The 26,600-nt window shown below is 38.7% G+C and carries 26 protein-coding genes and 4 pseudogenes; 6 read left to right on the forward strand and 24 right to left on the reverse strand.

Translation table 11 applies throughout. The features are described 5' to 3' along the window. Window positions 1-139 precede the first annotated feature (139 nt). Both SP4011_RS03280 and SP4011_RS03285 read right to left on the reverse strand, forming a co-directional pair. Window positions 140-370 carry a helix-turn-helix domain-containing protein gene (locus SP4011_RS03280; RefSeq protein ID WP_000857133.1) on the reverse strand — a complete coding sequence of 77 codons (231 nt, stop codon included), beginning with the start codon at window positions 368-370 and terminating at the stop codon, window positions 140-142. Further along, window positions 367-789 carry a sigma-70 family RNA polymerase sigma factor gene (locus SP4011_RS03285; RefSeq protein WP_000804885.1) on the reverse strand — a complete coding sequence of 141 codons (423 nt, stop codon included), beginning with the start codon at window positions 787-789 and terminating at the stop codon, window positions 367-369. The genes SP4011_RS03280 and SP4011_RS03285 overlap by 4 nt, the downstream gene beginning before the upstream one ends. Window positions 790-1,293: 504 nt before the next feature. Here SP4011_RS03285 and SP4011_RS03290 point away from each other — a divergent pair. Continuing rightward, window positions 1,294-1,515 (forward strand): annotated as a pseudogene (locus tag SP4011_RS03290) (helix-turn-helix domain-containing protein); the annotation flags it as partial. A 73-nt stretch (window positions 1,516-1,588) separates the two neighbouring features. On the opposite strand, the gene SP4011_RS03295 reads toward SP4011_RS03290, so the two are convergent. From SP4011_RS03295 to SP4011_RS03315, 5 genes and pseudogenes are all read right to left on the reverse strand, one after another. After that, window positions 1,589-4,507: a Tn3 family transposase gene (locus tag SP4011_RS03295; protein WP_001240982.1), complete on the reverse strand. Its 2,919-nt coding sequence runs from the start codon at window positions 4,505-4,507 to the stop codon at window positions 1,589-1,591. A 3-nt stretch (window positions 4,508-4,510) separates the two neighbouring features. Then, window positions 4,511-5,065, reverse strand: coding sequence for a recombinase family protein (locus SP4011_RS03300; protein WP_000576156.1), 555 nt, complete (start codon window positions 5,063-5,065; stop codon window positions 4,511-4,513). A 354-nt stretch (window positions 5,066-5,419) separates the two neighbouring features. After that, the gene (gene erm(B), locus SP4011_RS03305) at window positions 5,420-6,157 is read right to left on the reverse strand and encodes a 23S rRNA (adenine(2058)-N(6))-methyltransferase Erm(B) (protein ID WP_001038790.1); all 738 of its coding nucleotides are present in this window, start codon (window positions 6,155-6,157) and stop codon (window positions 5,420-5,422) included. A 124-nt stretch (window positions 6,158-6,281) separates the two neighbouring features. Beyond that, window positions 6,282-6,365 (reverse strand): 23S rRNA methyltransferase attenuation leader peptide, encoded by an 84-nt coding sequence (locus SP4011_RS03310; RefSeq protein WP_001814874.1) that lies wholly within the window; start codon window positions 6,363-6,365, stop codon window positions 6,282-6,284. Window positions 6,366-6,413: 48 nt separating this feature from the next. Then, window positions 6,414-6,497 (reverse strand): annotated as a pseudogene (locus SP4011_RS03315) (MLS leader peptide); the annotation flags it as partial. Window positions 6,498-6,780: 283 nt separating this feature from the next. Between SP4011_RS03315 and SP4011_RS03320 the strand changes: the two are divergent. Next, a pseudogene (locus tag SP4011_RS03320) lies at window positions 6,781-6,918 on the forward strand (XRE family transcriptional regulator); the annotation flags it as partial. A 59-nt stretch (window positions 6,919-6,977) separates the two neighbouring features. Here SP4011_RS03320 and SP4011_RS03325 read toward each other — a convergent pair. The 16 genes and pseudogenes from SP4011_RS03325 to SP4011_RS03400 form a co-directional block, all read right to left on the reverse strand. Then, on the reverse strand, window positions 6,978-7,145 hold the full coding sequence (locus SP4011_RS03325) for a cysteine-rich KTR domain-containing protein (RefSeq protein WP_000336323.1): 168 nt from the start codon (window positions 7,143-7,145) through the stop codon (window positions 6,978-6,980). A gap of 118 nt (window positions 7,146-7,263) precedes the next feature. Beyond that, a complete protein-coding gene (gene tet(M), locus SP4011_RS03330) occupies window positions 7,264-9,183 on the reverse strand; it encodes a tetracycline resistance ribosomal protection protein Tet(M) (protein ID WP_261053183.1) in 1,920 nt (639 codons plus the stop codon). Between the two features lie 15 nt (window positions 9,184-9,198). Next, window positions 9,199-9,246: pseudogene (locus tag SP4011_RS11425) on the reverse strand (hypothetical protein); the annotation flags it as partial. A 313-nt stretch (window positions 9,247-9,559) separates the two neighbouring features. Next, entirely contained in the window at window positions 9,560-10,495 is a 936-nt protein-coding gene (locus tag SP4011_RS03340) for a conjugal transfer protein (protein WP_001224320.1), read from the reverse strand. After that, a complete protein-coding gene (locus SP4011_RS03345; RefSeq protein ID WP_053023762.1) occupies window positions 10,492-11,493 on the reverse strand; it encodes a lysozyme family protein in 1,002 nt (333 codons plus the stop codon). The genes SP4011_RS03340 and SP4011_RS03345 overlap by 4 nt, the downstream gene beginning before the upstream one ends. Then, window positions 11,490-13,667, reverse strand: coding sequence for a CD3337/EF1877 family mobilome membrane protein (locus tag SP4011_RS03350; protein WP_338619847.1), 2,178 nt, complete (start codon window positions 13,665-13,667; stop codon window positions 11,490-11,492). Before SP4011_RS03350 ends, SP4011_RS03345 begins: the two co-directional genes overlap by 4 nt. Before the next feature lie 2 nt (window positions 13,668-13,669). Next, window positions 13,670-16,117 carry an ATP-binding protein gene (locus SP4011_RS03355; protein ID WP_000331160.1) on the reverse strand — a complete coding sequence of 816 codons (2,448 nt, stop codon included), beginning with the start codon at window positions 16,115-16,117 and terminating at the stop codon, window positions 13,670-13,672. Then, a complete protein-coding gene (locus tag SP4011_RS03360) occupies window positions 16,101-16,493 on the reverse strand; it encodes a conjugal transfer protein (RefSeq protein WP_000723888.1) in 393 nt (130 codons plus the stop codon). Before SP4011_RS03360 ends, SP4011_RS03355 begins: the two co-directional genes overlap by 17 nt. An 88-nt stretch (window positions 16,494-16,581) precedes the next feature. Then, a complete protein-coding gene (locus SP4011_RS03365) occupies window positions 16,582-17,079 on the reverse strand; it encodes an antirestriction protein ArdA (RefSeq protein ID WP_000342539.1) in 498 nt (165 codons plus the stop codon). Window positions 17,080-17,195: 116 nt separating this feature from the next. Then, complete coding sequence (locus SP4011_RS03370; RefSeq protein ID WP_001009056.1) at window positions 17,196-17,417, reverse strand: hypothetical protein; 222 nt, start codon at window positions 17,415-17,417, stop codon at window positions 17,196-17,198. A 42-nt stretch (window positions 17,418-17,459) separates the two neighbouring features. Beyond that, window positions 17,460-18,665, reverse strand: a complete 1,206-nt coding sequence (mobT, locus tag SP4011_RS03375) for a MobT family relaxase (RefSeq protein WP_000398284.1) — start codon at window positions 18,663-18,665, stop codon at window positions 17,460-17,462. 22 nt (window positions 18,666-18,687) lie between these two features. Beyond that, window positions 18,688-18,840, reverse strand: a complete 153-nt coding sequence (locus tag SP4011_RS03380; RefSeq protein WP_000879507.1) for a hypothetical protein — start codon at window positions 18,838-18,840, stop codon at window positions 18,688-18,690. Window positions 18,841-18,842: 2 nt separating this feature from the next. After that, window positions 18,843-20,228, reverse strand: coding sequence for an FtsK/SpoIIIE domain-containing protein (locus SP4011_RS03385; RefSeq protein WP_000813488.1), 1,386 nt, complete (start codon window positions 20,226-20,228; stop codon window positions 18,843-18,845). Between the two features lie 28 nt (window positions 20,229-20,256). Then, entirely contained in the window at window positions 20,257-20,643 is a 387-nt protein-coding gene (locus SP4011_RS03390) for a YdcP family protein (protein WP_000985015.1), read from the reverse strand. Window positions 20,644-20,658: 15 nt separating this feature from the next. Further along, on the reverse strand, window positions 20,659-20,973 hold the full coding sequence (locus SP4011_RS03395; RefSeq protein WP_000420682.1) for a YdcP family protein: 315 nt from the start codon (window positions 20,971-20,973) through the stop codon (window positions 20,659-20,661). A gap of 402 nt (window positions 20,974-21,375) precedes the next feature. Then, window positions 21,376-22,026, reverse strand: a complete 651-nt coding sequence (locus SP4011_RS03400; RefSeq protein ID WP_054384446.1) for a metal-dependent transcriptional regulator — start codon at window positions 22,024-22,026, stop codon at window positions 21,376-21,378. A gap of 111 nt (window positions 22,027-22,137) precedes the next feature. Between SP4011_RS03400 and SP4011_RS03405 the strand changes: the two genes are divergently transcribed. Both SP4011_RS03405 and SP4011_RS03410 read left to right on the forward strand, forming a co-directional pair. Beyond that, window positions 22,138-22,980 (forward strand): metallophosphoesterase family protein, encoded by an 843-nt coding sequence (locus SP4011_RS03405; protein ID WP_338619859.1) that lies wholly within the window; start codon window positions 22,138-22,140, stop codon window positions 22,978-22,980. Window positions 22,981-23,055: 75 nt separating this feature from the next. Next, entirely contained in the window at window positions 23,056-23,493 is a 438-nt protein-coding gene (locus SP4011_RS03410) for an Rrf2 family transcriptional regulator (protein WP_338619861.1), read from the forward strand. A gap of 170 nt (window positions 23,494-23,663) precedes the next feature. Here the strand turns inward: SP4011_RS03410 and SP4011_RS03415 are convergent, their stop codons facing one another. After that, window positions 23,664-24,737 carry a DUF2974 domain-containing protein gene (locus tag SP4011_RS03415; RefSeq protein ID WP_338619863.1) on the reverse strand — a complete coding sequence of 358 codons (1,074 nt, stop codon included), beginning with the start codon at window positions 24,735-24,737 and terminating at the stop codon, window positions 23,664-23,666. A 155-nt stretch (window positions 24,738-24,892) separates the two neighbouring features. On the opposite strand from SP4011_RS03415, the gene SP4011_RS03420 reads away from it, so the two are divergent. Continuing rightward, entirely contained in the window at window positions 24,893-25,570 is a 678-nt protein-coding gene (locus SP4011_RS03420) for a response regulator transcription factor (protein ID WP_000548989.1), read from the forward strand. Next, window positions 25,563-26,537 carry a sensor histidine kinase gene (locus SP4011_RS03425; protein ID WP_338619864.1) on the forward strand — a complete coding sequence of 325 codons (975 nt, stop codon included), beginning with the start codon at window positions 25,563-25,565 and terminating at the stop codon, window positions 26,535-26,537. The genes SP4011_RS03420 and SP4011_RS03425 overlap by 8 nt, the downstream gene beginning before the upstream one ends. Window positions 26,538-26,600: the final 63 nt, after the last annotated feature.

Consider the following 26,600-nt stretch of genomic DNA (forward strand, 5'->3'; position numbering starts at 1 on the left):
TATTCAGTTTTCAAAGAACAATGGCTCGTTAGCCTATCAAAACACATTGAAAGCTCAATATGCTTTGGTGGAATAACAAACCTCCCTGTTCGGGAAGCGTGGAATGGTTTAGCACGCTTCCACGAAAGGAGAGAGGATATTACTTAATTTCAAATGACAAAATCTTTGTAATCAGTCTGGTTTCCATTCTTCCACGTAAGACTTCATCAACGACCATACTTTGATTGCCATATTCATCTTTCATAAGTCGTAGGGAACGCTTCGTTATGTACCCTCTGTAATGATGTAGAATCTGGTTAATCGCTTCGGTATCGCCATCTGTTGCCTTTACAATGAGAGGAAAGGGAATCATAGGATATTGTGTTTTCATTCTTCAAATTCCTCCATAAACTTTTTAATTAAGGCTAGTCCACTGGTTCTATGCCGATAGACAGTAGAACGGTTCAATTTCAACAGGTCTGCAATTTCTGAATCGCTCATGTCCATAAAGTAAAACAGCAGTAGAATTTCACGTTTCTTGTCTGGCAACTCACGTAATGCTTCACTCAACAAATCATTTTCAACGCCTACTGATAACCCATTGAGTGTAAAAATCTGAAAGTCAGTTGAATAGTTATCTGTTGTCGCAAACTGGCTAACAAGATAATCGCCAACATCCGAAAAGGACACCTCACGCTTTGCAATCCTTGAAAGATAAAGCATATAATTCTTTCGCTCGTCTTCCATAGCACGTTTACAGATATAGTCAAACTGATTTTCTATTGTGGTCTGAAAAGAAGATGGTTTCATGTTTCTCACCCCCTTTCTGTCTAGGAAAGGAAGTGAGCCTTGCTCGTTTATCTCCTTTCACTCTTAGTCCCAATGTGAAAGGGGGATTTGTTGCATTACTGATAAATAAACTTTGTAAAAAAGTTCTGAATAGCCAAAAAAGCATATAAACAGATTTATTTCTCTGTTTACATGCTTCTGTTATTCTATCTATATGATTTATAAAACCACATTGGTGGACGTACTTATCTATTGCAGATAGACGACTTTTTTTGACAAGAACCCAATGTAAGGAAATTTATTGTATATGATGTACTTCATGGCGACGTTGACCTCCAACAAACCGCCATTTGGAAGTAATATACAATATTTTAACAGCGTAAATAGCACTACCATATAACGGTTTTTTTTATTGGCGTTTAGTAGTGCTTTTTATTAAATATAAACCTATAAACCATATAACACGTTTTTCTATACCTGTTTTTAATTCAGTAGGAACAATAAAATGTATAGAGGTGGTCTACTATGCGTAAAAAAGAAGATAAATATGATTTTAGAGCCTTTGGTTTAGCCATTAAAGAAGCTCGATTGAAACGAGGTTTAACTCGTGAACAAGTGGGAGCATTGATTGAAATTGACCCACGGTACTTAACTAATATTGAAAATAAAGGGCAACACCCCAGCATACAAGTTCTTTATGACCTTGTATCGTTACTTCATGTTTCCGTTGATGAATTTTTCTTACCTGGGGTCCCGAGCGCTTAGTGGGAATTTGTATCGATAAGGGGTACAAATTCCCACTAAACCAATGTTTCAAGGCCTATTTATTTTTTATATTCAATTCTCTTAAGTGTTTAGGAATAGATAACAAGTCAAATTTATACTCTCCAAGAAAAGTGATATGCTCCCAATTAATAGGAGATACATGCTTCATATACTTAGTTACTTCGGGATCTATTTTGACGAGATAATTATAAGCTGCTTGTAAGTAGACGGCGTTCCATATACTTATTGCATTTATTAACACATTAAGCGCACTAGCACTTTGAAGTTGTCGGCGAATATCGCGCTCCATAAATTTTCCGCGTCGCCCAAAAAATAGTTCTCTAGCTAAAGCATTAATCGCTTCTGTCTTATTTAGTCCATGAGTGATCCTTCGCCGTAGCTCACTATCTGTAATATAATCTATCATAAAAATGCTCTTTTCAATGCGACCTAGTTCTCTCAGTGCAAGAGCTACTCTATTCTTACGTGCGTATGAGCCTAGCTTTCCTAATAGTAAAGAACTAGATACTTTTCCTGTTTGAATCGAATAGGCGATTCGTTTAATTTCATCATAGTTTTCTTCAATAATTTTTACATTGATTTTTCCGCTTATATCTTCTGATAAGTTAGGGTAGTAGGAAGGTGATTTGATAGAAAATAATTGTGATTTTTTTATATTTCTGATGCGAGGTTCAAAATCAAAGCCTAGTAATGCGGTCATTCCAAACACCTGATCAGAATACCCATTTGTATCAGTAAAATGTTCCTCAATATCTAGATCTGTTTCATGATAAAGTAGGCCATCAAGGGTATGAGTAGCTTCCCTTGTATTAGTTGAAGCAACCTCGATATGATGAGTCGTATGCCTATCATTTATTGATCGAATCATTGTAGCTCCTTTTTCCATACTTTTGTAATGTGGATTAACATCGGATTTTAGAGCTGAGACGCCCACTGGGACGCGCATTCCGTCTGAAGCAGTGGTTTTTCCTTCACCCCAAAAGTCTGCAACAGGAAGCTTTAACTGATAATTAACCAAAACAGATTGAGCACGAGTCAGAGCTTCTTTATAAAAGCGCCATTGTTTGGCATTGGCTAACTGAGAATAAGAAATTCCAGGAGTTGATTGGGCCATTTTTTCAAGACCAATATTCATCCCTAAACCCAGCAAAGCAGCAAAAATAATTTTTCTTTCTTGTTCACTCGGCGGTTTCCCTGTAGAATCATGACTAAATTCTTGTGAAAAGTTGGTCCAACTGTCCACCTCAATTAAAAGATCACTAAGCCTTATCTTAGGAATTATTGAATAAAGTTTTTTTCTATATATTTCTGCTTCGCTAGGTGTAACTTTTTCCAACTTTTTAAGGTTTGCTCTTGAAATTCTCTTATCAACTGTCGAATAAAATTGAAGCTGTAAATCTAAAATTATTTCCCGATCCTTTAAATAGTCCTCAAACGTGTCTGGAATAGTTTCTGAATCAATACAAGCAGATAAATCAACTAAGTAATCATCAATATTTCGATGGATCATACTTCCTTCAACTGAAATATCTCCTGATCGAATATTGTTCTTTAGCTCGGTGAAAGCTACTAACTCATAGTAAGACCGATCTATTTTCCCCTCTTCTGGCCGAACAAGGCTTTTCCATTTTTTACTCACAAAATCAGTAGAAGTATCTGCCGGTATTTTTCTTTTACCACTATTGTGTAAATCAGTTAGTTGAGTTAGGGCCATGAGGACTGGATTTGCTGCCGGAGTTGCTTTGAACGAAAGGGTCCTCAATAACATTGGCGTGTATCTTCGGAGGTAATTAGCTTTATTTCGAACCATTTCTAAATAGCCATGATTTTTATTACCTGTAATTTTTTTAGCTTCTTCTCCATCTTGTACTAAATCTTCCCAAGGCATGATTCGTTCAATTTCGTCAAAAGGATTACTATCATTATCTTTTGCAAAGTGAAGAGCATCAATTAAAGAAGCATAATGTTCCAATTTTTTAGTAGCCAATTTTCCTTTTTCTTTTAACTGTTCTTGTGAATCACGTGTCCCTTTGCGTTTAATACTTGCTAAAATGCGGTCATTAATCTCAATCAGTTGATCGATCAGATATTGATGATGATTGACTAAAAAAGCAATAAGTAAAGAGTATCTTTTTTCAAGCTCAAAACGGGAGAAGTCATATGCATCATAATTTTCCCCTAGTCTAGCTAGCTGAAGAAACCTGTTCCGATTAATATGGGAGACATTAATTGTCCCGAGTCCCATGGAAGCAATCACTTCCACTTTTTTACAAATACTCATAAAGCTTTCTGGATTTGCCTTACCTGGAATGTCTTTTAGCCAAGCGAGTTTAGTTATTTTCGTCTCTTCATAAATTTGAAACAAACTCTCTAGTTTTTCAATTTGTATATCTGTTAATGAACAGAGTAATATTGAAAATAAGTTGTTTTCTGCTTTATCTCGACAGCGGCTTATAATGTCTTCAAGTGTAGCTATAGATGGAAAAATAATTCTTTTTCGAGTTAAGAAATCAATTGTTTTTTTCATTAGATAGATAGAGTCATCATTTTCTAAAGCTAGTTCAATTAAATATTCTATTAACTGTTTTTGTGTATTAGCACTACCGAATCGATGATAGTTGAATACTTCTAAGATCTCGTTGAAGTGATTTGCACGTGTATTTCTATGATCATATGAATTTAAATCAATTGCATCAAGATGGAGCTGTCGACTCACATAAGAAGTTAGTCTGGTTGATTTAATCGGCCAATTACTTAAAGAACACCCAGGATACCGGGCCAAACAAAGTTGTATCGCAAATCCTAGTTTATTGACCTTTCCACGGTGTTGATTAATAACCTCCAGATCATAATCAGAAAAACTAAAATACGCTTTAAAATCCTCTTCTGATAAGTGGTCTACAGAAAGAAGTTGTTCACGCTGTGAAGTAGTTAAAATTCTTTTCATAGCCATATCTTAAGCATTCCTTTTATTGAGGTAACGGTAAAAGGTTGTTTTGCTTAATTTAGAGGCATCAAGAATTTGACGAATAGAATACTCTTTGCTGTCATACATTTTTAAAGCTAAATCAATTGATAGCTTACCTTTACTTGGACGGCCCCCTTTTTTTCCTCGGACTCTGGCTGCCTTAAGACCAGAGTTAGTTCGTTCAATAATAATATCCCGTTCCAGTTCTGCTAAACTAGCCATAACTCGGAAAAAGAATCTTCCCATAGACGTTGAAGTATCTACGTTATCTTGAATAGATATAAAATTGACACTAAGTTCTTCAAATAATTCAGAAAGTTCAATCAAATGTTTAGTTGATCGTGAAATTCGATCTAACTTGTAAATGACAACAGAATCTCCTTCACGTAGTAGGTTGATCATTTCTTCTAATTGCGGTCGGTCTTTTTTCGCACCAGTTACTTTTTCTTGAAATAATTTATCAATTCCATAATGAGTAAGTGCATCAATTTGTAAACTAAGATTTTGATCATCCGTACTCACTCGAGCATAGCCAAAAATCATAAAAAAACCTCCTTAATTTTATAATTTAAATGTACCATAACTCATTAAGTATAACTATATAGGAACTATGAAAAAGGAACGGATTTTGGTACTTGATTTACTTAAAAAACATTTAGAAAAAGCAGGAAAATGAAAAGGTACCATAAACGGTCGTTTATGGTACCATTCAAATTTATCCTTATTGTACAAAATAACAGCGAAATTTTTAAATCTATTCCTTATCGATACAAATTCCCCGTAGGCGCTAGGGACCTCTTTAGCTCCTTGGAAGCTGTCAGTAGTATACCTAATAATTTATCTACATTCCCTTTAGTAACGTGTAACTTTCCAAATTTACAAAAGCGACTCATAGAATTATTTCCTCCCGTTAAATAATAGATAACTATTAAAAATAGACAATACTTGCTCATAAGTAACGGTACTTAAATTGTTTACTTTGGCGTGTTTCATTGCTTGATGAAACTGATTTTTAGTAAACAGTTGACGATATTCTCGATTGACCCATTTTGAAACAAAGTACGTATATAGCTTCCAATATTTATCTGGAACATCTGTGGTATGGCGGGTAAGTTTTATTAAGACACTGTTTACTTTTGGTTTAGGATGAAAGCATTCCGCTGGCAGCTTAAGCAATTGCTGAATCGAGACTTGAGTGTGCAAGAGCAACCCTAGTGTTCGGTGAATATCCAAGGTACGCTTGTAGAATCCTTCTTCAACAATCAGATAGATGTCAGACGCATGGCTTTCAAAAACCACTTTTTTAATAATTTGTGTGCTTAAATGGTAAGGAATATTCCCAACAATTTTATACCTCTGTTTGTTAGGGAATTGAAACTGTAGAATATCTTGGTGAATTAAAGTGACACGAATGTTCAGTTTTAATTTTTCTGACGATAAGTTGAATAGATGACTGTCTAATTCAATAGACGTTACCTGTTTACTTATTTTAGCCAGTTTCGTCGTTAAATGCCCTTTACCTGTTCCAATTTCGTAAACGGTATCGGTTTCTTTTAAATTCAATTGTTTTATTATTTGGTTGAGTACTTTTTCACTCGTTAAAAAGTTTTGAGAATATTTTATATTTTTGTTCATGTAATCACTCCTGAAGTGATTACATCTATAAATAAATACAGAAGTTAAACGATTTGTTTGTAATTTTAGTTATCTGTTTAAAAAGTCATAAGATTAGTCACTGGTAGGAATTAATCTAACGTATTTATTTATCTGCGTAATCACTGTTTTTAGTCTGTTTCAAAACAGTAGATGTTTTATCTACATTACGCATTTGGAATACCAACATGACGAATCCCTCCTTCTTAATTACAAATTTTTAGCATCTAATTTAACTTCAATTCCTATTATACAAAATTTTAAGATAATGCACAATCAACACACTCTTAAGTTTGCTTCTAAGTCTTATTTCCATAACTTTAGGGTTAACCATACGCAAGACCAATCACTCTCGGACAATACTCATGATTTTAATGATAAAATCCATGTTAAACCCATAGATAAGAAATACACCTGCAATAACCGTTACCTGTTTGTGCCAATTTAAAAATGCACCACTTTTTTATAATTAAAACGGTTGAAAACTGTACCACTAATAACTCACAATAGAGAGATGTCACCGTCAAGTTAAATGTACAAAATAACAGCGAAATTTTTAAATCTATTTCTTATCGATACAAATTCCTCGTAGGCGCTCGGGACCCCTACCTGCTAATAACTTGGTAAAAAGCACCCGACGATTACAGATAGAGAAATACATGGATAGCTTTACAGACAAAGAACTATCCTTAATGGAATCTTTAGCCAGCGGTATCAACGAAGCAAGAAACATCGAAGACTAATTAAAAGAATCCATACATAACGGAAAGAGCCGATAAAATGAGATTGTATTAATCTCATTTTATCGGCTCTGCGTCTTTGCGTCTGGCTCTGTAATCACAGTTACTTTGAACTGCTTTATTTCAATTAAATTTTCTTGTCTGCATTTCGGACAATAGAGGGGGAATTTTTTTAATTCAGTATCTTCCCTTATCTTTAATCGTGTTTTATTTCCACATACAGGACACAATATCCACTTGTAGTTTATAATAACTATCTCCTCCTTTACACTTTAATTCAAATCTTTATTAAAAAATATTTCATCTTATTTAACAAGAAACCATATTTATATAACAACATAAAATACACTAAGTTATTTTATTGAACATATATCGTACTTTATCTATCCGACTATTTGGACGACGGGGCTGGCAAACAGGTTCACCGGTAGTAACATGGTACCCTTTTAACTCTGTTAAACAAACACTACGTCCATTTGTAAAGAAAGTTAAATCACTACGATATTCTTGAATACACCGAGCAGGGATTTCTCCACTAAGAATGACCTCATTATTTTTCAATTGAGTGTCTACGATGTTCGCACAATATTTAGGAGCATCGTTGTATGCTCGTAAAAGATATTCCTGTGGCGCATAAATTTTAAAACTAAGATATGGCTCTAACAATTCTGTTCCAGCTTTTTTTAAGACTTGTTCCAATACAATAGGAGCAAGCATCCGAAAATCTGCTGGGGTACTAACAGGGCTATAGTATAAACCGTACTTAAAACAGATTTTACAATCCGTCACATTCCAACCATATAATCCTTGTTCGCAACCATAGCGTATCCCTTCCATAACTGCATTTTGAAATGATTGATTTAAGTATCCAAGAGAAACCGAGCTCTCATACTGCATTCCACTTCCCAACGGAAGCGGTGATACAGATAAACCAATGGAAGCCCAGAAAGGATTTGGCGGCACTTCGATGTGAATGGTATATTCTGCATTTTTTAACGGTCTCTCCATATAAATGACTGTAGGCTCTTTTATTTCTATCTCCACATGATACTTTTCTTGCAGCAGAGCACAAGTCACTTCCATTTGTACTTTCCCTAAGAAAGAAAGTATGATTTCATGTGTCGCAGAATCCACATAATATCGCAGAAGCGGGTCACTGTCGGAGATTTCTAAAAGTGCATCAAGTAACATTTCCCTTTGTTGAGGTTTGCTCGGTTCAACAGTCGTTTGCAGCAGAGGGAGGGGATTTTCAATTCTCTCTCTCTGTGGCAATAGCTTTGTATCTCCAAGAACACTATTTAACTTCAAAAACTCATTCTGCAAAATAACAATTTCCCCGGAATAAGCCTTATCGATTTTACATAATTCACCATTTATTGAAGTATACATTTCTGTAATTTTTATTTTTTCCTTTTCCGATATTCTAACCGAATCTCGCAAATGCAGTACGCCACTATAAAGACGTATATATGCAAGACGCTGTCTTTTTTCCGAATACTCAATTTTGAAAACTTTTCCGCAAAGTTCAGACTGACCTCGATGTGTTGATGAATAAAATTTATTCGTAATCACTTCTATAAGGTTATCAATCCCTATATTGTTTTTTGCACTTCCGTGATAAACAGGGAACAGGGAACAATTATGAAATCTTATGCTTTCCTCTTGTTCGAGTTCCAATGCTTCTAATGATTTACCGGACATATATTTCTCTAAAAGGTCATCGTTTCCCTCTATTACCGTATCCCATTGTTCAGATTCGGTAAAGTTCGTCACACACATATTAGGATACAGTTCTACCTTCTGTTTGATTACAATTTCGGCAGAAAGTTTCTCTTTAATATCCTGATAAACCGTTGATAAATCAATTCCATTTTGGTCAATCTTATTGATAAAAAAGATTGTGGGAATCCCCATTTTCCTAAGTGCATGAAATAATATACGAGTTTGTGCTTGTACGCCATCTTTTGCAGAAATCAGTAGAATTGCCCCATCTAAAACTGATAATGAACGATATACTTCTGCTAAGAAATCCATATGTCCTGGCGTGTCTATGATGTTCACCTTCGTATTTTCCCACTGAAAAGAGGTTATTCCTGTCTGAATTGTAATTCCTCTCTGACGTTCTAAAAGCGTATTATCCGTCCTCGTTGTACCTTTGTCCACGCTTCCTAATTCTGTAATCGCTCCACTGTTATATAATAAGCTTTCTGTTAAGGTAGTTTTTCCCGCATCAACATGAGCTAAAACTCCAATATTAATAATTTTCATGTGATTTTCCTCCATTCAAAAGCCCAAAAGGGCATAAAAATCCCAGTGATAAATACTCTTATCACTGGGATTTTTATGCATAACCATAGGCATACAAAGCATACAGATATTCTCCGGATACTTTAGAATCACATGATAAAGGTATTCTTAAACTGGGTACAAAAAACTAAGCCCTCCTAAAAAAGGACATCCAATTATTTGTTCCCACTATCAAATTGACAGTTTATTTAAGAATACCTTGCCGCATATTTATTAACTCCTTTTAAATAGATACTTAAATTATAGCACGTAAGAGCATATTTGTAAAGGAATCTCCAATTTTTTATCAAAGAGAGTACGTGATTACAAAATAGCTGTAATAATGTACCAATATTTGTTATTCTATAATCTTCCAATTACTCCCGTTCTTTTCAAGTACCAAATCAAATTGAGATACCTGCGTTGCTTTGGTCTGCTGGTCGATATACTCCACTGTCAGCGATACCGTGACTTGATTATCCTTACGATTGTGAATAGGATTTACCAGTTCTTGAAAGATGTACTCTTTTCCGATTGGTTTTAATATCCCGTCATTCACATAGTAGGAAAGTTCACTGGCTGTCGCTGTAGGATAGAGCTTGAAGAACGTCGTTAAAAACTCATTGATTTCATTGGTTGTAATGGAATCAACCGTCCCCTCACTTTCAATGGCTTTTGGTTTATAACTTGATTTCTTAGGTATGTTGGTAATGGTCGGATTCTTAACCAGTACCATATTTCCAGAACCATCTACATAGACACTCACTATATAAGCAGAGTGGACGGTCTTTGTATTTTCTCCCTCTGTAATGAGCTGGTCTACACTGTAGGTTACATTAAACTCATTGTCGCCAGTTGGCTCTACCGTCCATATCTGAAATCCTCTTACAGAAGACGATACAGGAATATCTTTGCGTACTGTATCAACATTGAGAGCTTGAAGTTCATCTGTCAGATAGCCTTTTAGACTTTCCATTCGATTATCAATGGACTTATCGGATTGCTCCCATGAATAGTAGACTTTCGCAAAGTTCTCTACAAAATTTTCTACATGATGAGTATCAACGTATTCCTTTTCTATGATAGTTGTTTCGTGAATAGTATGAGTATCTATAGCTGTAAAGTGCTTGAATATCGCAAAGCTGAAACTAAGCCCTAAAAGTACCCACAAGGCAATCACAACCTTTTTATGAGGATTGACCTTATAGTAGACACGAGGTTTCTTTTCCTTTGGTATCTGTTTTTCTTTATTCTGATTTTTTCTAAATTTCATCATTAAATCTTCCTTTCTCATTGTTTGATTCGTCCTGCTCCCACTAAATGCTGTTGCCAGTAGGGGCTTGTTAAGTCGGCATAACCGATTGGGTCGCCTGCATGAAACATACGGTTATTGCCAAGGTATATCCCAACATGAGTAATATAAGAGCCAGCGTTATAGGTAGAATGAAAGAAAACCAAATCGCCAGCTTGTGCTTCCGATAGTGGGATATGCTGGGTCACATCATATTGCTGTTGTGTGGTTCGTGGTAAGTTAATTCCAGCTTTTCCATACGTCCATTGTGTCAGTCCGCTACAATCAAAAGAAGTAGTCGGGGAAGCTCCACCGTAAACGTATCGCCAGCCCTCATATTTCAGTGCTTCGTCCATGATGGCTTGTACCGTATCATCATCAAACTCTGTTGTGACAAGATACTGCGTTACCAGTTGCACATAAAACATATTGCCATAGTTGTATCGCCAGCCCCCATTGATAGGTATGGCTATGGGATTGGGGTAAGACACTTTTTCGCCACCTGAATACTCTTTTGAGAAACTTTGAGCCAGTTCAAAGGTATATTTATTTCCACGATTAGCCACATACCCTAAGAAACCACCACCATAATTGTAGGACTGGATAACCGATTCTAAATCTACACTGAGCCTTTCGCTACTGGCTAATAATTCACTGAAATACTTCACACCTTGCTTAATGGATTCTTCTGTACTCAATGAATTAGGTGGAAGACCGAGGGATTCCGAGGACTGCATAACATCTTCCGCAGTACCGCCCGATTCCACCTGTATAATCGCAAGAAGTATGTTGACATATTCTTCAACGCCATATTCTTTGGCATATTTTTCTACCATAGGCTTATGAGCCAGCACTTCTGCGGAAACATTCACACCTCCATAATGAATATTGGAAATTCCGCTGTCCTGTTCATCTGAAAATAAAATGGCAACAAACAGAAGCAGTGAGAAGACCATCAAGAATAATCCAGAACCACCAATCACTAAAGTTTTCAACTTCATGGTTTCTTACCGACTTTCTTAATGGTGGCGGTTTTGATTGGTGGTCTACTTCTTGTATTTTGTAGTGGTACTCTTTGAACAGTAGACGGACGTTCTTTTGTGATTGGACGTTGTGAAGTTCTATCTGCTGTAGTGGTTGAAGTTGCTGGCTTTTGAACGGTTTTTTCTTGAACGGTATTGCCTTGGCGTTCCACTTTTGGACTTGAAAAATCGGACTTAACTGCTGGACGCTCTTGTTTGGCTTGTTGAGATTCCTTATATGAAGTCTGAATATTAGACTGTTTTGAGGTCTGTTCATCATGATATTGTTCTTGTCTTGTAGTCGGTCTTTCATGAACAGAAGAAGCAGGCTGTTTTTTCTGTTTGACCTGTTCCATTTCAGAGCGACGCTTCGCAATGGTTTTTCGCCTTTGTTCCTGCTGTTCCTTGCGTCCACTGGCTCTGTCCGCTTTGGTTTGAGAAATACTACTGGTTAAATCACGGACATTCTCTTTTACTTTGGATTTTCCTTGATATACTGCATATCTTGCATTGGTCGGCAAATCTTTAACCTGTTCTTTCAAACCACTAGCAGTGTCTACCATTCTGTCTTTGGTATCAGCTACTGTACCGATGGTTTGACCGATACGTTTTCCAAGTGTTGATTTTTCCTTTCCGTCTGGTCGGGAGTGATCTGCTTGTGTCCTTGCAGAACTCCCCGAACCCGACTGTCCTTTTTTACCTGTAACAATGGCAGACCCAGCCCCTAGAGTAGTCATGGAACGTCCAAGTTTCCGCTGTAGACGGTGCATGTGAGCGTGCATAAGCATACGAGGTTTTCTCATCACACGACTTCCCACACTTTGAGAATCGTTACTCTGTAGAGAAAACATACTCATTAAATCGCCCAGCTTGAAGTAGATTCCTGCAAAGGTCACAATCTGTAGAAAAGCAATCAAAAAGAACGGATAACCAGCCGATAAGGTATAGAGCATGGTTGAAATACTAAATGCTGTCGTAATAATCAATGTGATTCCAGCTCGTGTCAAAATGGTATTAAAGAGCTTTGTTATGGCTCGTTTTGACATACCATCAAATGATGGAATCATGCTTAAAATAAAGCTCACAGGCAGAAACATAGCATAGATGATAAAAAGTACCTGCGAGAAAATCATGATTCCTGTTAATAGGAATACAAATATGGAAATCCCAATATTGAAGACAAATAGGAAGAAGACTGTACCTAAACGGTTAATGGTCTTTGTAATGGTTAGATTGGTATTGCTTCTGTCTTCAATTTCTTCCGCAACAATTTTTTCTCTGTCTTCGCCATTGTTGGAATCTGGGCTGGTGGAGAGCAGGCTTTCCACACGGTCAATACCGATACTTTCAATGTCTGAACTGTTGTATTGAAGCAGTAGCCACGGTTGCTGAACCTGTATGGAAAACAGGCTATCTCTGATTAAGTCCACGCTGTCCTTGCCTTGACTATCGGAATGGGGCATGACAATCTTCGTGCCAAGTGATAAACTGGCATTACTGATGTCTGATGAAAAGTTATTGATTTTTTTAATGTAGTCGGGAGCGTAGGCAATAAAGGAAGCCGATAGGATAAACACCAGCACAAAATTCATAATGGCATGAATTGCCTTTGTGGTTTCTCTCTTTATCAGTCCCGTATAGGCAACATAAACCCCAAGAACCAAAATCAAGAGTAAGAGGAATCCAACATAGAAACCCTCTGTTGAAAATCCGTTTGCACTCACACCAGCTAAGGTCTGCATATTCTTACCAATGGAATCTGCTGTAGCGGAAATGAAGTCTAAGGAATAGGCTTCCTGTACTAAGTAACCTGTCGCATTGGAAACATACAAACTGATTGTCCAAATAAAATTGGTAATGGCATATAGTCCATACATGACCTGTTTTCCAATCCCGTCCGACCAGTTCCACGGAAGCCAGCCCCAGCTATTATCCACATAAAAATCCAGTTGATAGTTTTCAAGTGGGTATCGGCTGTATTCATTTGCCACATTGACCGTATCATCTACCAAGCCCGCAGCTTGAACCACCGTTCCCAGCATGGCTAAAAGAAAAATGGCAATCACAAGTGTGAAAGCCACTGTCATTGCCACTTTACCTAGACGTTTCAGCGTCCAGTTTGATTTTATTCTGTTTACTATTGATGGTTTCACATTTACACCTCTTTTCGCACAGGTGGTCTGGTATCAAAGGCATGGAGCAGTTCTTCAAATACAGGGTGGAACTGTATCACACCGACACGACCATATAAATCACTGATAAGGCATTGCCCGTTTTCCAAATCACGCAATCGCTTCTGATTGTTTTCGTCCTCTGGGTCTACACCAAAAAAGGCTAAGGTCTTTTTAATCTCGTTAAGGTCAGTGGAACGAAATGCAAATTTTAAGCCGAGGTTATTTTTCAGTTTTTCATCTAAGAGGTCGTCTGTATTTTGGGTCACGAAATATACCCCAGCGTTCATAGCACGACCAGCCCGAACCAGCTTCATAGATAGTGTTTTTCCTTGTGCTACCTGTAAAAAGCTCCATGCTTCGTCTAAATCTACAATCTTGAAAATGCTTCGGTCTGTATGGATAAAGTCTAAAGCAAAGGTACTAATGACAATCAGCATAGCAACGGATAAAAGCTCCATAGTGGTATATTCCTCAAAGGAAGTTTCCTTGTCGGGAAGTACCAAGTCCGCAACCTGTATAATGTTCAGTTGTTTTTCTAAGCTGATAGACTGCTCCACATAACCATTACTGAATAATAAATGTGCAAAGTCATAGTCTGTAAAACTTTCGATATGGTCGGCTATACTGGTACTTAGTGGCGTATTCTCAACCCGTAATTCCTCAATCACTTTCATCAACCCTCGTACTTCACTATTGGTTACTGCACGAATGGCTTTTCTAAGGATTGGGAAGCGTTCCCCATCACGAGAGGAAATCCCCGTAAGGAATGTCAGAATATCAATAGCCAGTGATTCAGAATCTTTGGGATTTTTCATAATCACATAAGGGTCAAGTAAGCCTTTGTTTTTCTCATCAGAAGTCAGAGTGACGATATTGATTTCATGGGAAATCTCTGGCAAGGTTTCTTTCCATCTGCCACGTTCTGCTTTTGGGTCTACAATCACTGCTTGTGCCCCATAAAGCACCGCATAATAGACGATAAGGTTATTCGCAAAGGATTTACCACCACCCAGCGAACCAACAAAAGCCGACGCTAACGCATTGGTTACTGAACCCTTAACCCCTTGACTGGCAAGAGCAGGTTTCAGATAGACATTGCGTCCAGTATCTAAGCTGTAGCCAACATAAATCCCCTCATTTTCCCCCAGCATTTGAGTAGCACCAAAACCTAAACCAGCGAGGAAATCAGAGGTCACGTATTGAATATAATCATTCATATAACGCTTGCTGGCAGGTAAAAATTCTTCATGTAAGCCGAGCATATCCCCAAATGGTCGTACCAGTTTTACGCTTAAATCGTCATAAAAATCTTTCACTTCATTACAACGACGTTTGAGTTCGTCAAGATCATTTGCTGATACCCTTACCACATAAGACAGCTTGTACATAGATTCCTTGCTTTGGTCTAAATTGGTTTCCAGCTCATTCACACTTTCCAGAGCTTCCGCCACATTGGAGCTGGTTTCATTATCACTTTGCCAAGCGTGGTTATCCAAGTCTTTCAGTTCTTTCTTTTTATTGCGGACAGTAGATAGGGCTTTACGATTCGCTACAATTTCCACATTCATTGACGTATCAATCGGGAATGTAAATTGCTGTTGCTGGTAGTAGAAGATTTCAGAGGACGGGAAGTCCAGTTCTCCGACAATGCTGTTAATGGTAAAGTAAGCTACATAGACGGTTTCATCTTCCTGCTGGATTTTCAAATATCGCTGTTTTTCTTCCACCAAACAGCGAGTAGGCTTAATCAAGTCATAGTATTTAATCAGCGTTTCATTATCCAGCTTTTTCTTTGATAGATGGTACTCATACTCTTCATAGGCAGTGCCTGTCTGTCCGTAAAGGTGTTCAATCAGATAGCCGAAGTCGTCCTTATCTAACCTGCGGATTTTGAAACGACGAGAGATTTTATTTTCTAAGAGCTTTTCCATCTTCTGAAAACGCAGGATTTCATCATTACTCATACTAACAAAATCGCCCATCAGCTTATGGTTCACATCATAGACAAAATCAGACAAAGCATTTTTTGCTTCAACGGTAAGACTTTTCATAGAAAACTCCTGATCGTTGAGAAGCAACTTAAAGCCGATAAAGAAACGGTAGTTCACTTGATTTTCGCCAATCATGGATATTAAAGCGTCTGTCTGTTGGTCGATTTTGTCATAGGCAACCGCTTTGAGCTTGCCAGTGACTTCATTTTTGGAACGCTCTTGTGCAGAACGTATGCTGGATTCTGTACTGATTTGTAAAGCATGAATTTTGCCATCACGATTTTGTGCGATAAGCTGTCTGAAAGAATCATGCACTTGTATTTTCTGTTCTGGACTTAGAAATGAGTAATTGTAAGGAACAAGCTCATAGTAAGCATAACATTCCCCGTCTTTATTCCAGACGAGATTGTTTTCAATGTATTTAATTGGATATGCCATAAAATTCACTCCTAACTGCTGTAATGGCTTCTTGTGGCTGGTTTCTGCCAAGCGTTACTTTTTTTCCTGCATAGGTCAGCTTTGGTCGCAGTGCATAAGCAATGACAGACTTCAAAAATCCATAAGGCTTTTTACCATCAAAAGTTTTTGTAGACATAAACCATGTGAAAGCCACAGGAATCCCAAAGTATTTGAGAAATGCTCCCTCTATCATGGAAAGAGGGGGCAAGTTGCCAAGTATCATCACTGCAAAGAGTGACACGACAAACCATGTCATTTGCGTAAAGGTTATGGGAAACGGAAGTCTAAAATCATTGATAGAATACAGTACCTTTTCCACAGACCAGATACTGGTATAGCTTCGTATTTTCTTCATGTAATCAATCCTTTCATAAAAAATAGGGGTAGCTGATTGAGCCACCCCGTAAAATAGAAAATCTGCCAGTAGTAATGTACCGACAGATTTAATAGACGATTTCAAAAATCCCATGATTGGTTGAGATAAACGTTCCTGAAAGGTCTAAATCCCGACCATAGGCTTGATAATCAATATAGTTTTGAAGACTAGCTGGTACTTCGCCTAAAGCACCCGTTTCTTCAATGTAGTAGCGTGCCACGTCATACATATCATCACAATCGGAATGAATGATAATATCCTCTTGATGTTCGCTTAGTTCTTCAATGCTTGAAAAATGAGTGAGCAGAGCAGATAGCTCCGATTGTAATTCTTCGGGTAATTCCGATACCATTTCCCATAGTCGATTGAGTTCGCCAATGGAAGTGTATTCGTCAACCGTAAAGGGTAACTCGTAGTCATGAATGGCGTATTCCTCATATTCATCATTCAAGCCGATTTTCTCTTTGACTTCCTCAAAGTCAATGGGAAAGGTAAACCACGCACCGACCAATTCGCCCTCATTGTATTTGCCTAAATTCGCAATATAGACTTGCATATCGTCCATATATTCACGTCCTTTCTTTGTAGAGATTCAAAAATCCCTACCGCACTTCGTTTGGTGTACCATTCCTTTGCGGAACATAAGAAAACCACTTATATTCCACAAAAGAACGGTTTTATTTAAGCACCAATAATGCGATTGAATAGCTCTAGTAAAATGTCTTTTACTCCAGCAGCGTTGAAGACTAAGCCAACCGCAATAATCGCAATAATTAAAAAGCCAATCAGTTTGCTAAACTCACGCTTGAAGCCAAGATACAAGCCAATCACAACGATTGCTAAAAGCACCAGTGATTGAGCGTTTGATAGAAACCAGTTATAAAGGTTTTGTCCAAAATTCATAAAAATGTTCTCCTCTCTATATTCAATGAATTTGTATTTGAGTTATTTTTTTGTTGTTATCACGTCCTGTTCTTTTACTGACTGTTGCTTCAAAATCTGCTTGTGTCGGTCTGTCAGTTTCGCATGGTCGAGAATGTCTTTTACAACCTGCGTCTGGTTGATTTCATCAAGTTTAATCGCAACCTTTAAGGTCGGGGCAACTTGATGAGATAGCCAGTTCAGCGTCCTTTGGAAGGAGTAAGGCTCTGGTTTTGTGGTTAGTTTTAATCGTTCACGATTGTTCCCAATAAACCAAGCCCATTCTTCATTCAGTTTCCAATCAGAACGAGGTTTGGAATCGTCTTTATCTACAAAACGGATATACCGATTGATAATTTTAAAGGCGGTATGCTCTGGATTGTCATAGACGAGTAAATCACGGACTGCATAATAGGCACGCTCATTTTTCAATCGAATCTCAAAACGGTTTTTTACTTCTGCGTCTTCAATGGGAATATCATTTTTCTTGTACTGCTCGTAGTCCTTTTCATAGATACAGAAATAAACTTCACTTTGTAATGAACCGATATAGAGGGTGTTTCCCATACATTCCTTTTCCTCTTTGCGTACCAGTTCGCCACTGCGATAGCTTTTAAAACTGCGGAAGACGGAGATACATTCTTCCTGTTGGCACTTTTCAGTGAGTACAGGGATATTCAAAATCCCTGTCTTATCGTTAATGGCAAGGTCAAGGCGTTTCATCACACCGCCAGCCACCAAAACGTCCATAAAGAACTCATACCAGCTTCTTTGTTGTGCCAGAAGATAGCTTTCAAATTGTCTGCACCCACGACCTTTCAATTCCACCAGAACTCCTTTGTCCAGTTCATGGGAGCAAAGGACGAATATGTCGCCTAAAGCATAATGCTCTGAATAAGAATAGAAACCATAGTCCTCATGAAGAAAATAGGACAGTTTCAGTTGTAAGATGTTTTCGACCACCTGCTGTACGTCTGTTGTCGGAAAGCGAATCCTTACATAATCAAACAGCATTTCAAGGGGAGCGTCGGGATTGAAGCGTTCCAGAGCTTCCCAAAGGGACTGCTGTAAATCCTCTGATGGCTTGACTTTTCCTGTTTCAATATCGCTTAGATACTGCCTTGTAATACCAGTCGCAACAGCTAAACGGTTTTGAGATAGTCCATAAGCCAAGCGTTTTTCTTTTAAATGCTGTAACCAAGTTTGTTCATTCAGTAAAAATCCCTCCAATCAAAAAGGCGTATGTCAACTTTTAAAGCCCATTTGACATACGCTGAAATTTTGTAAATCCCTTGTAACCAAAGGATTTTCTAATGTTTTTTTGACTGTTTCCTGTCGATTTGTACCCCCCTGTTAGATACGGGGGGTTAAGTGCTGGCGTGGCTATTGCCACACCAGCCAGCAAGATCAGTCCACACCTGCGACTTCCGCTTCGCACGTCGCCTGCGTGGACTGTCTGCTGTTGGATAACTTTTTAATTTCCTCCAAGAAATCATATCCTTTTGGTACAAGGGGAGTATAAAACTCTGATATGACACTTGTTCCTACATCAACATAGCCACGACCTTTGATTCGCTTTAAGAAGAAATCCTTTTGTACGTCACTGCCAAACATCATGCCATAGCCCATTTCAGACATACGACCTAAAGCCACTCTGAAATTAAACTGATCACGGATTCCGTCGCCTAAATATTTTGCGTCTGGACGTTGACAAGCCAGTATTAGAAAGAAGCCAGCTTGACGACCTAACATGACAATCTGTTTCAGCTTATTCATAACTGCGGTGTTTTCTTTTGTTCCCAGCATTTCCATGAAAGCGACGTATTCATCAAAGATTAAGAAGTGTGCCGGGAGACCTAAGTAAGCATAATTTTTGCCAGTCTTATAGTTCTTCATCTGCTTCATTTCCTCACTACGTTTCATCATTTCTTCATAGAATGTTTCAATGCAAGAAAGCAAGTCTTCTTTTCTATAGTAGACATTTGCCATCACAGAACCTAAGTCCGCAAGGTCAGCATTTTTCGGGTCAAGAATATACAGTTTTGAATCTGTATGAAGCAAGGCTTCAATCAGTGTCAGTATAAAGTAAGTTTTACCGCCACCTGTACCACCAGCAATCAACATATGAGGGAGCTTATCATATTCCCACCATACGTTTTTCATTAAGCGAAGTTTACCATCTTTAGCTTCTACTTCATCAATAGAAATACGACTGGCTATGGTGTCATAGAGCAAAGTATATTCCACATAGGAATCCTTTAACTCTTTATCCGTCAGCTCACAGTACAAGCCACTCTCTAATTTCTTTTCCAAGTGTAAGAGTTGGTCTTGATATTTTCCCAGCGTGATTTCCACCCGTATCTGTATCAAGCCATTTTTAAGTCGATAATACATTTTAGGGAAGTAGGTTATCTTTTCCTTTGTACGACCAGCACTATCTTTAAAGAAACCCTCTGTTTTGACCTGTTCAGATTCATACCACTTGTTTTCAAGTATCATCTTTGCCAGTTTTTGACGGTGGTAAAGTTGTTTAACCGTATCATAGCGAACCCGTTTGAATACAAACGCTACCAGCAAGCAGATAAGAATTGCGACACTGAAACTGATAATTAAATAGGGAATGTCAATCTTATCTGCTTGTGATAGGTTAAAATCCTGCCAGTTGATCTGCTGGATTGTCTTCACATGAAACAGTCCGACAACCAGCAGGAAAACAGGCAGGAGTGACGCTATCGTAAAATGAAAGACTAAATCTTTACCAGATGGGCGAATCCTTTTACCACGCTGTTTCATGCGAAAAAGTCTCCTTTCTACCTAGCGACTATTTGTCTTGTGTCGGTTCTTTCTTTGCTTGTGGTTGAGCTTTGAATGAACTAGAATCCTTTGTCAGCACAATATCGTCTGCCTTGATATACCAGTCAACATCTGCTCCTTGATAGGTGGCAGTAGCAACGGTGTCCGCAATGGGATTGATAAGTTCCACCCGTGCGTTATAATCAAACTCTTTCAAAGGCACGCTGGCAGGAATACTTACTTGAATCATGCGTCCTTGTCCTTTGGATTTTAAGTCATAGGTACGTTCCTTGATTTCATCTGAAACCGACCCGTCTTCATTTTGGATTCTCACTTCACGACGTAGAGCAGAGAATTTCAATTCTCCAAAAGTCGTGTCTTTATCTAATACAATGCCATTTGCTAATCTCATCATTTTTCCTCTCTTTCTTTATTCTTTTATCATGTCGTCAGCATGTAAAAGGTAATTTGTAAAACCACGAGTGCCGATTTTGTAGCCCTCTGCGGTAATACGTGGATTGACTAACTTCACACGTTCCTCAAAGCCGAAATGTTTTTCGCCAGCTTCAGCAGGAAGCACCACCACAATATCATCTGCTCTTTGAACATCAGAATAGAGATTATAGCTTCTTGATAAGACAGTTAGCCGTCCGTTGATTCTTCGCTGAACGACTTTATCCTCGCCAGCAAATTCTAAATTGCCGAATGTTTTTTCCATGTTGGGAATCACAAATTTAAGTTCCATATTTTTACCTATCCTTTCTTTTTTATTGGCTGAATGAATGTTTGATGGTCTTAAAGAGTGGGGAACGACCTTTTGATTCTTGATTTTTTGTTTTCATAAGTTCACTTCCTTTCAAAATCGGGTAAAAAAATAGACACCTCATTTTTTGAAGTGTCTACCTATTAAATATTCAAATTTTATTGGAAGTATCTTTATATCTTCACTTTTCAAGGATAAATCGTCGTATCAAAGCTCATTCATAAGTAGTAAATTAGTAGTAAATTGAGTGGTTTTGACCTTGATAAAGTGTGATAAGTCCAGTTTTTATGCGGATAACTAGATTTTTATGCTATTTTTGATATAAAAAATAGATAAGAAAACCCTGAAAATCAAACTTTCAGGGTTGGTAGGGGATTGGAGAAATTAGTTGATTTTCTCGACATAGAGTTGTTTTGCAATGTCCATACTTACTTGTAAGTCCTCGTCTTTACTAAGGATAGTGAAGGTGTTGCTGAAGCCATCAAACTGCTTGACTTGGAGCTGATCACCGATGTGAAGTGAGTGCTTGTCCAGATAATGGAGAATGTCAAAACTATCATGCACCCGAGTCAGGCGGTAGGAGCCAGCTTCCTTGATGTCAGCTAGTGGGAGGTTATTGATTTCAACTAGGAGTTCTCCCTTGGCAGGAATGGTTCCTCCGTGAGGGCAGGTCTTGGGAAATCCAAGCAATTTATCCAGTCTTTCCACGAAGAGGTCAGAGACAGTATGTTCCAATACCTCAGCTTCCTCGTGAATCTGGTCACTCGTATAGTTTAAATGATGAACCAGAAAAACTTCAATCAAGCGGTGTTTACGATAGAGCTCAGAGACCAATTTGAGGCCGAGGTCAGTCAGTAGATAGCCACATTCCTTGTCCTTGAGGATGAGATTTTCGCTCTTCATCCGTTTAATCATTTCAGTTACGGCAGGGGGAGAGACTTGCATGCGGGCAGCAATTTCCTTGTTGGTAATCTTATGCAAATCTATGCTAATTTCATAAATACATTTTAGATAGTCTTCTTTATTCGGGGTCATTCGCTTCCTCTTGTCTAATATCTTTATCTAGTATATCAAAAAAAGCTAGATTTCTCTAGCTGTGACTTTTTATGTTATACTTATTGCAAGAGAAAAAACGAGGAGATGGATATGACGAAAATAGCTCTTCTTTCAGATATTCATGGAAATACCACCGCCTTGGAGGCTGTTTTGGCAGATGCTCGGCAGCGAGGAGTGGATGAATACTGGCTTTTGGGAGATATTCTCATGCCAGGGACAGGGCGTAGAAGGATTTTGGACTTGTTGGCTCAACTACCGATTACGGTTAGAGTTTTGGGAAACTGGGAAGACAGTCTGTGGCATGGTATCCGTAAGGAATTGGATAGTACTCGTCCCAGCCAACGCTATCTCTTGCGCCAGTGCCAGTATGTTCTAGAGGAGATTTCCCTAGAAGAAATTGAACTGCTCCATAATCAACCACTCCAGATCCATCGTCAGTTTGGGGATTTGACGGTAGGAATTAGCCACCATCTTCCTGATAAGAATTGGGGACGAGAGTTGATTCATACTGGAGCGCAAGAGGATTTTGATCGCTTGGTGACCAATCCGCCTTGCGATATTGCTGTTTATGGTCATATTCACCAGCAGTTGCTTCGTTACGGTACTGGTGGGCAATTGATTGTTAATCCGGGTTCGATTGGGCAGCCTTTCTTTCTAGATGCTCAGTTGCGGAAGGACTTGCGGGCCCAGTATATGATTTTGGAGTTTGATGACAAGGGCTTGGTAGATATGAACTTCCGACGGGTAGACTACGATGTGGCAGCTGAATTGCAGTTGGCTAAAGATCTTAAACTTCCCTATTTTGAGGTTTACTATGAAAGTCTGGTCAATGGGATCCACCATACTCATCATCAGGAATTTCTGAGAGAATTGGCCCAGAAAGAGGGCTACGATCGGGAGTTAGACGACTGGTTAAAAGGTGGTAATGATTGACATTACAACTAAAAAGGGTATAATAAAAGAAAAAGAAGAGTAGAGGCAGAGTAGCCTCGTAAAAAGGAGAAGAGGATGCAAATTCCAAGTAGATTTACCATTGCGACTCATATGCTGATAATCATTGCCCTCGAGAGGAAGGAAAGCAAGGTGACCAGTGATTTTCTGGCTGCTAGTGTCGGGGTCAATCCAGTCATTATCAGAAAAACCTTGTCCCAGTTGAAGAAGGCAGAGCTGATTTCAGTCGCGCGCGGAACAGGGGGAACAGAGATTGTTAAGGATCTCAAAGACATTAGTCTTTTAGATGTTTATCAGGCGGTCGAATGTCTTGGTAAGACTGGTCAACTCTTCAGTTTCCATGACAATCCAAATCCAAATTGCCCAGTTGGAGCTCATATTCATGATGTTTTGGATCAAAAATTGGAGAGAATTCAGCTGGCTATGGAGGCTGAACTTGGTCAGACCAGTTTAGAGCAAGTCGTGGCTGATGCAGAGAGTCAGATGAAGGAGTGATTTTTTCTTTAAAACAAAAAAGCTTATGAAAAGGTTTTTATACTCAATGAAAATCAAAAAGCAAACTAGGAAGCTAGCCGCAGGTTGCTCAAAGCACAGCTTTGAGGTTGCAGATAAAGCTGACGTGGTTTGAAGAGATTTTCGAAGAGTATTACCTTTTCATAAGCTTTTTATCTATTTTTCCATGCTTGGTAACGGGTATCAATCAATAACTGGGTGAGGCGTCCCATGGTTTCCCTTTCTTCTGGAGTGAGAGATTGAGCTTGGACAAAGAGATGACGAATGTGTTCGACAGCCTTTAAGGAAGACAAGTCATTGATAGAAGTAATACCTGAATCAAGAATGGTGCCAAAGAAGAGATCAAAGTAGAGCTGGAGTTCCTCGTCAGGGACTGTGGCTACCCACTCCTTGAAGGTTATGTCTACTTGTTGACTATCGCTGTTGGTCTTATCCAGTTGGATGAAGTGCTTGTCCTCAATCTGCCAACTAAAGGTATCGTGCTGGGCAATACCACCCAGGGCAGTACTTTGAACGATGATTTGGTGAGCAGGGATTTCCATCATCATACCGATGATGGAACCTTGTGGGATAAAGACCTTGGTTCTATCCATTATCCTTTGATAGCCCTCGGTTTGTGTCAGTTCTTTGTGGAGACCAGGCGCATCAAAGGTATAAACTGCTGTAATCTGATTTTGCAAGCTTTGCTCAATTTGACTAGCCGCATAGATGGCTAGATTTCCTCCCTTGGAATGCCCAGCCAGAATGACCTTCTGCTTAGGATAGTGGGCAAAAAAGTTCTTTAAATAGCGGAGGGCGTGCTTTTGAGCAGGAATTTCCTTCATATAGGTTAGGTGGAAATCTTCCTTCCAGCCAATGATACTGTCATCAGTCCCACGAAAGACAATCAGATAGGTATCGAGAGTGAGGCGGTAGGTTATAGCCGCAAATTGTTTTTGCAATTCAGGATCGATGTCATTGATAAAATGGGAGAGTTTGCAATTTTTGAAGCGTTTGTGTTGAGCTAATTCATCCAATAATTGGAGACGATTTTTACTGGTCAACATGTTGGGTTCCCTTGGAACCTGAGGTGCCAGGTCTAAAAGTCGCTGAGGACTTGTGGAGACCAGATTATCAAAGGAGAGGTAGGGGATTTCTGTTAGGGCTAGAATGTCTAATTCATTTAAAGGAAGGTCGTAATAAGAATCGTATGCGACATCTTTCAGATAGTCAAAAATATTGGCCATAAGAGCTCCTTTCTTTTTATTTATCTTATCAAATTTCCCTCAAATTAGCTAGTAGGGTTGCCTCACTTTGTTGGCTAAAAACAAGCTCTTTCAAATTCAGTTTCAGACCTTCTAGCATGGAAAAATCTGTTATAATAATAGAAAAGGAGGAGCGCATGCACAAGATTTTATTAGTAGAAGATGATCAGGTTATTCGTCAACAAGTCGGGAAAATGCTCTCTGAATGGGGATTTGAAGTGGTTCTGGTAGAAGACTTTATGGAAGTTTTGAGTCTATTTGTTCAGTCGGAGCCTCATCTGGTCCTCATGGATATTGGTTTGCCCTTGTTTAATGGCTATCACTGGTGTCAGGAAATTCGCAAGATTTCCAAGGTACCTATCATGTTTCTGTCTTCGAGAGACCAGGCTATGGATATTGTCATGGCAATCAATATGGGCGCGGATGACTTTGTGACCAAGCCTTTTGACCAGCAGGTTCTTTTAGCCAAGGTTCAGGGCTTGTTGCGCCGTTCCTATGAGTTTGGGCGTGACGAGAGTTTACTGGAATATGCTGGTGTTATTCTCAATACCAAATCAATGGATTTACATTATCAAGGTCAAGTCTTGAATTTGACCAAGAACGAATTTCAGATTTTACACGTGTTGTTTGAGCATGCGGGCAATATTGTAGCGCGTGACGACCTCATGCGGGAACTTTGGAACAGCGACTTTTTTATTGATGATAATACGCTCTCTGTCAATGTGGCTCGATTGCGTAAAAAGTTGGAAGAGCAGGGCTTGGTAGGATTTATCGAGACCAAGAAAGGGATAGGGTACGGACTGAAGCATGCTTGATTGGAAACAATTTTTTCTAGCCTATCTGCGTTCCCGTAGTCGTCTGTTTGTCTATCTGCTTGCTTTGGCATTTCTGGTTTTGCTCTTTCAGTTTTTATTTGCCAGTTTGGGAATTTACTTTCTCTACTTTTTCCTCTTGTGTTGCTTTGTAACCATCTTATTTTTCACTTGGGACATATTGGTGGAGATGCAGATCTATCGTCAGGAACTTCTCTACGGTGAGAGGGAAGCCAAATCTCCTTTGGAAATAGCCTTGGCTGAAAAATTAGAAGCGCGTGAGATGGAACTCTATCAGCAGAGGTCAGACGCAGAAAGAAAACTGACGGATTTGCTGGATTACTATACCTTGTGGGTCCATCAGATAAAGACTCCCATTGCAGCTAGTCAACTCTTAGTTGCAGAAGTAGCCGACCGCCAACTGAAGCAGCAATTAGAACAGGAAATTTTCAAGATTGACTCCTATACCAATTTAGTTTTACAGTACCTGCGTTTAGAAAGTTTTCATGATGATTTGGTCTTGAAGCAGGTGCAAATCGAGGATTTGGTCAAGGAAATAATTCGTAAATACGCTCTTTTCTTTATTCAAAAAGGCTTAAATGTCAACCTACATGACCTTGATAAAGAAATCGTGACGGATAAAAAGTGGCTGCTAGTGGTCATTGAGCAAATTATCTCAAACAGTCTCAAGTACACCAAGGAAGGTGGTCTGGAGATTTATATGGAAGGCCAGGAACTCTGTATCAAGGATACGGGAATCGGGATAAAAAACAGTGATGTCCTCCGAGTCTTTGAACGTGGCTTTTCAGGATATAATGGCCGCCTAACCCAGCAGTCATCTGGACTTGGACTTTACCTATCTAAGAAAATTTCTGAAGAACTGGGTCACCAGATTAGTATCGAGTCTGAGGTTGGTACAGGAACGATAGTGCGGATTCAGTTTGCTCAAGTGAACTTAGTCCTTGAGTGAGAAGAGACAATGAGTTTTTACCCAATCTCTTTTTGCTATATTTCAGGATATTTGAAGACTGTT

The organism is Streptococcus parapneumoniae (assembly GCF_037076355.1).
Lineage (GTDB): Bacteria > Bacillota > Bacilli > Lactobacillales > Streptococcaceae > Streptococcus > Streptococcus parapneumoniae.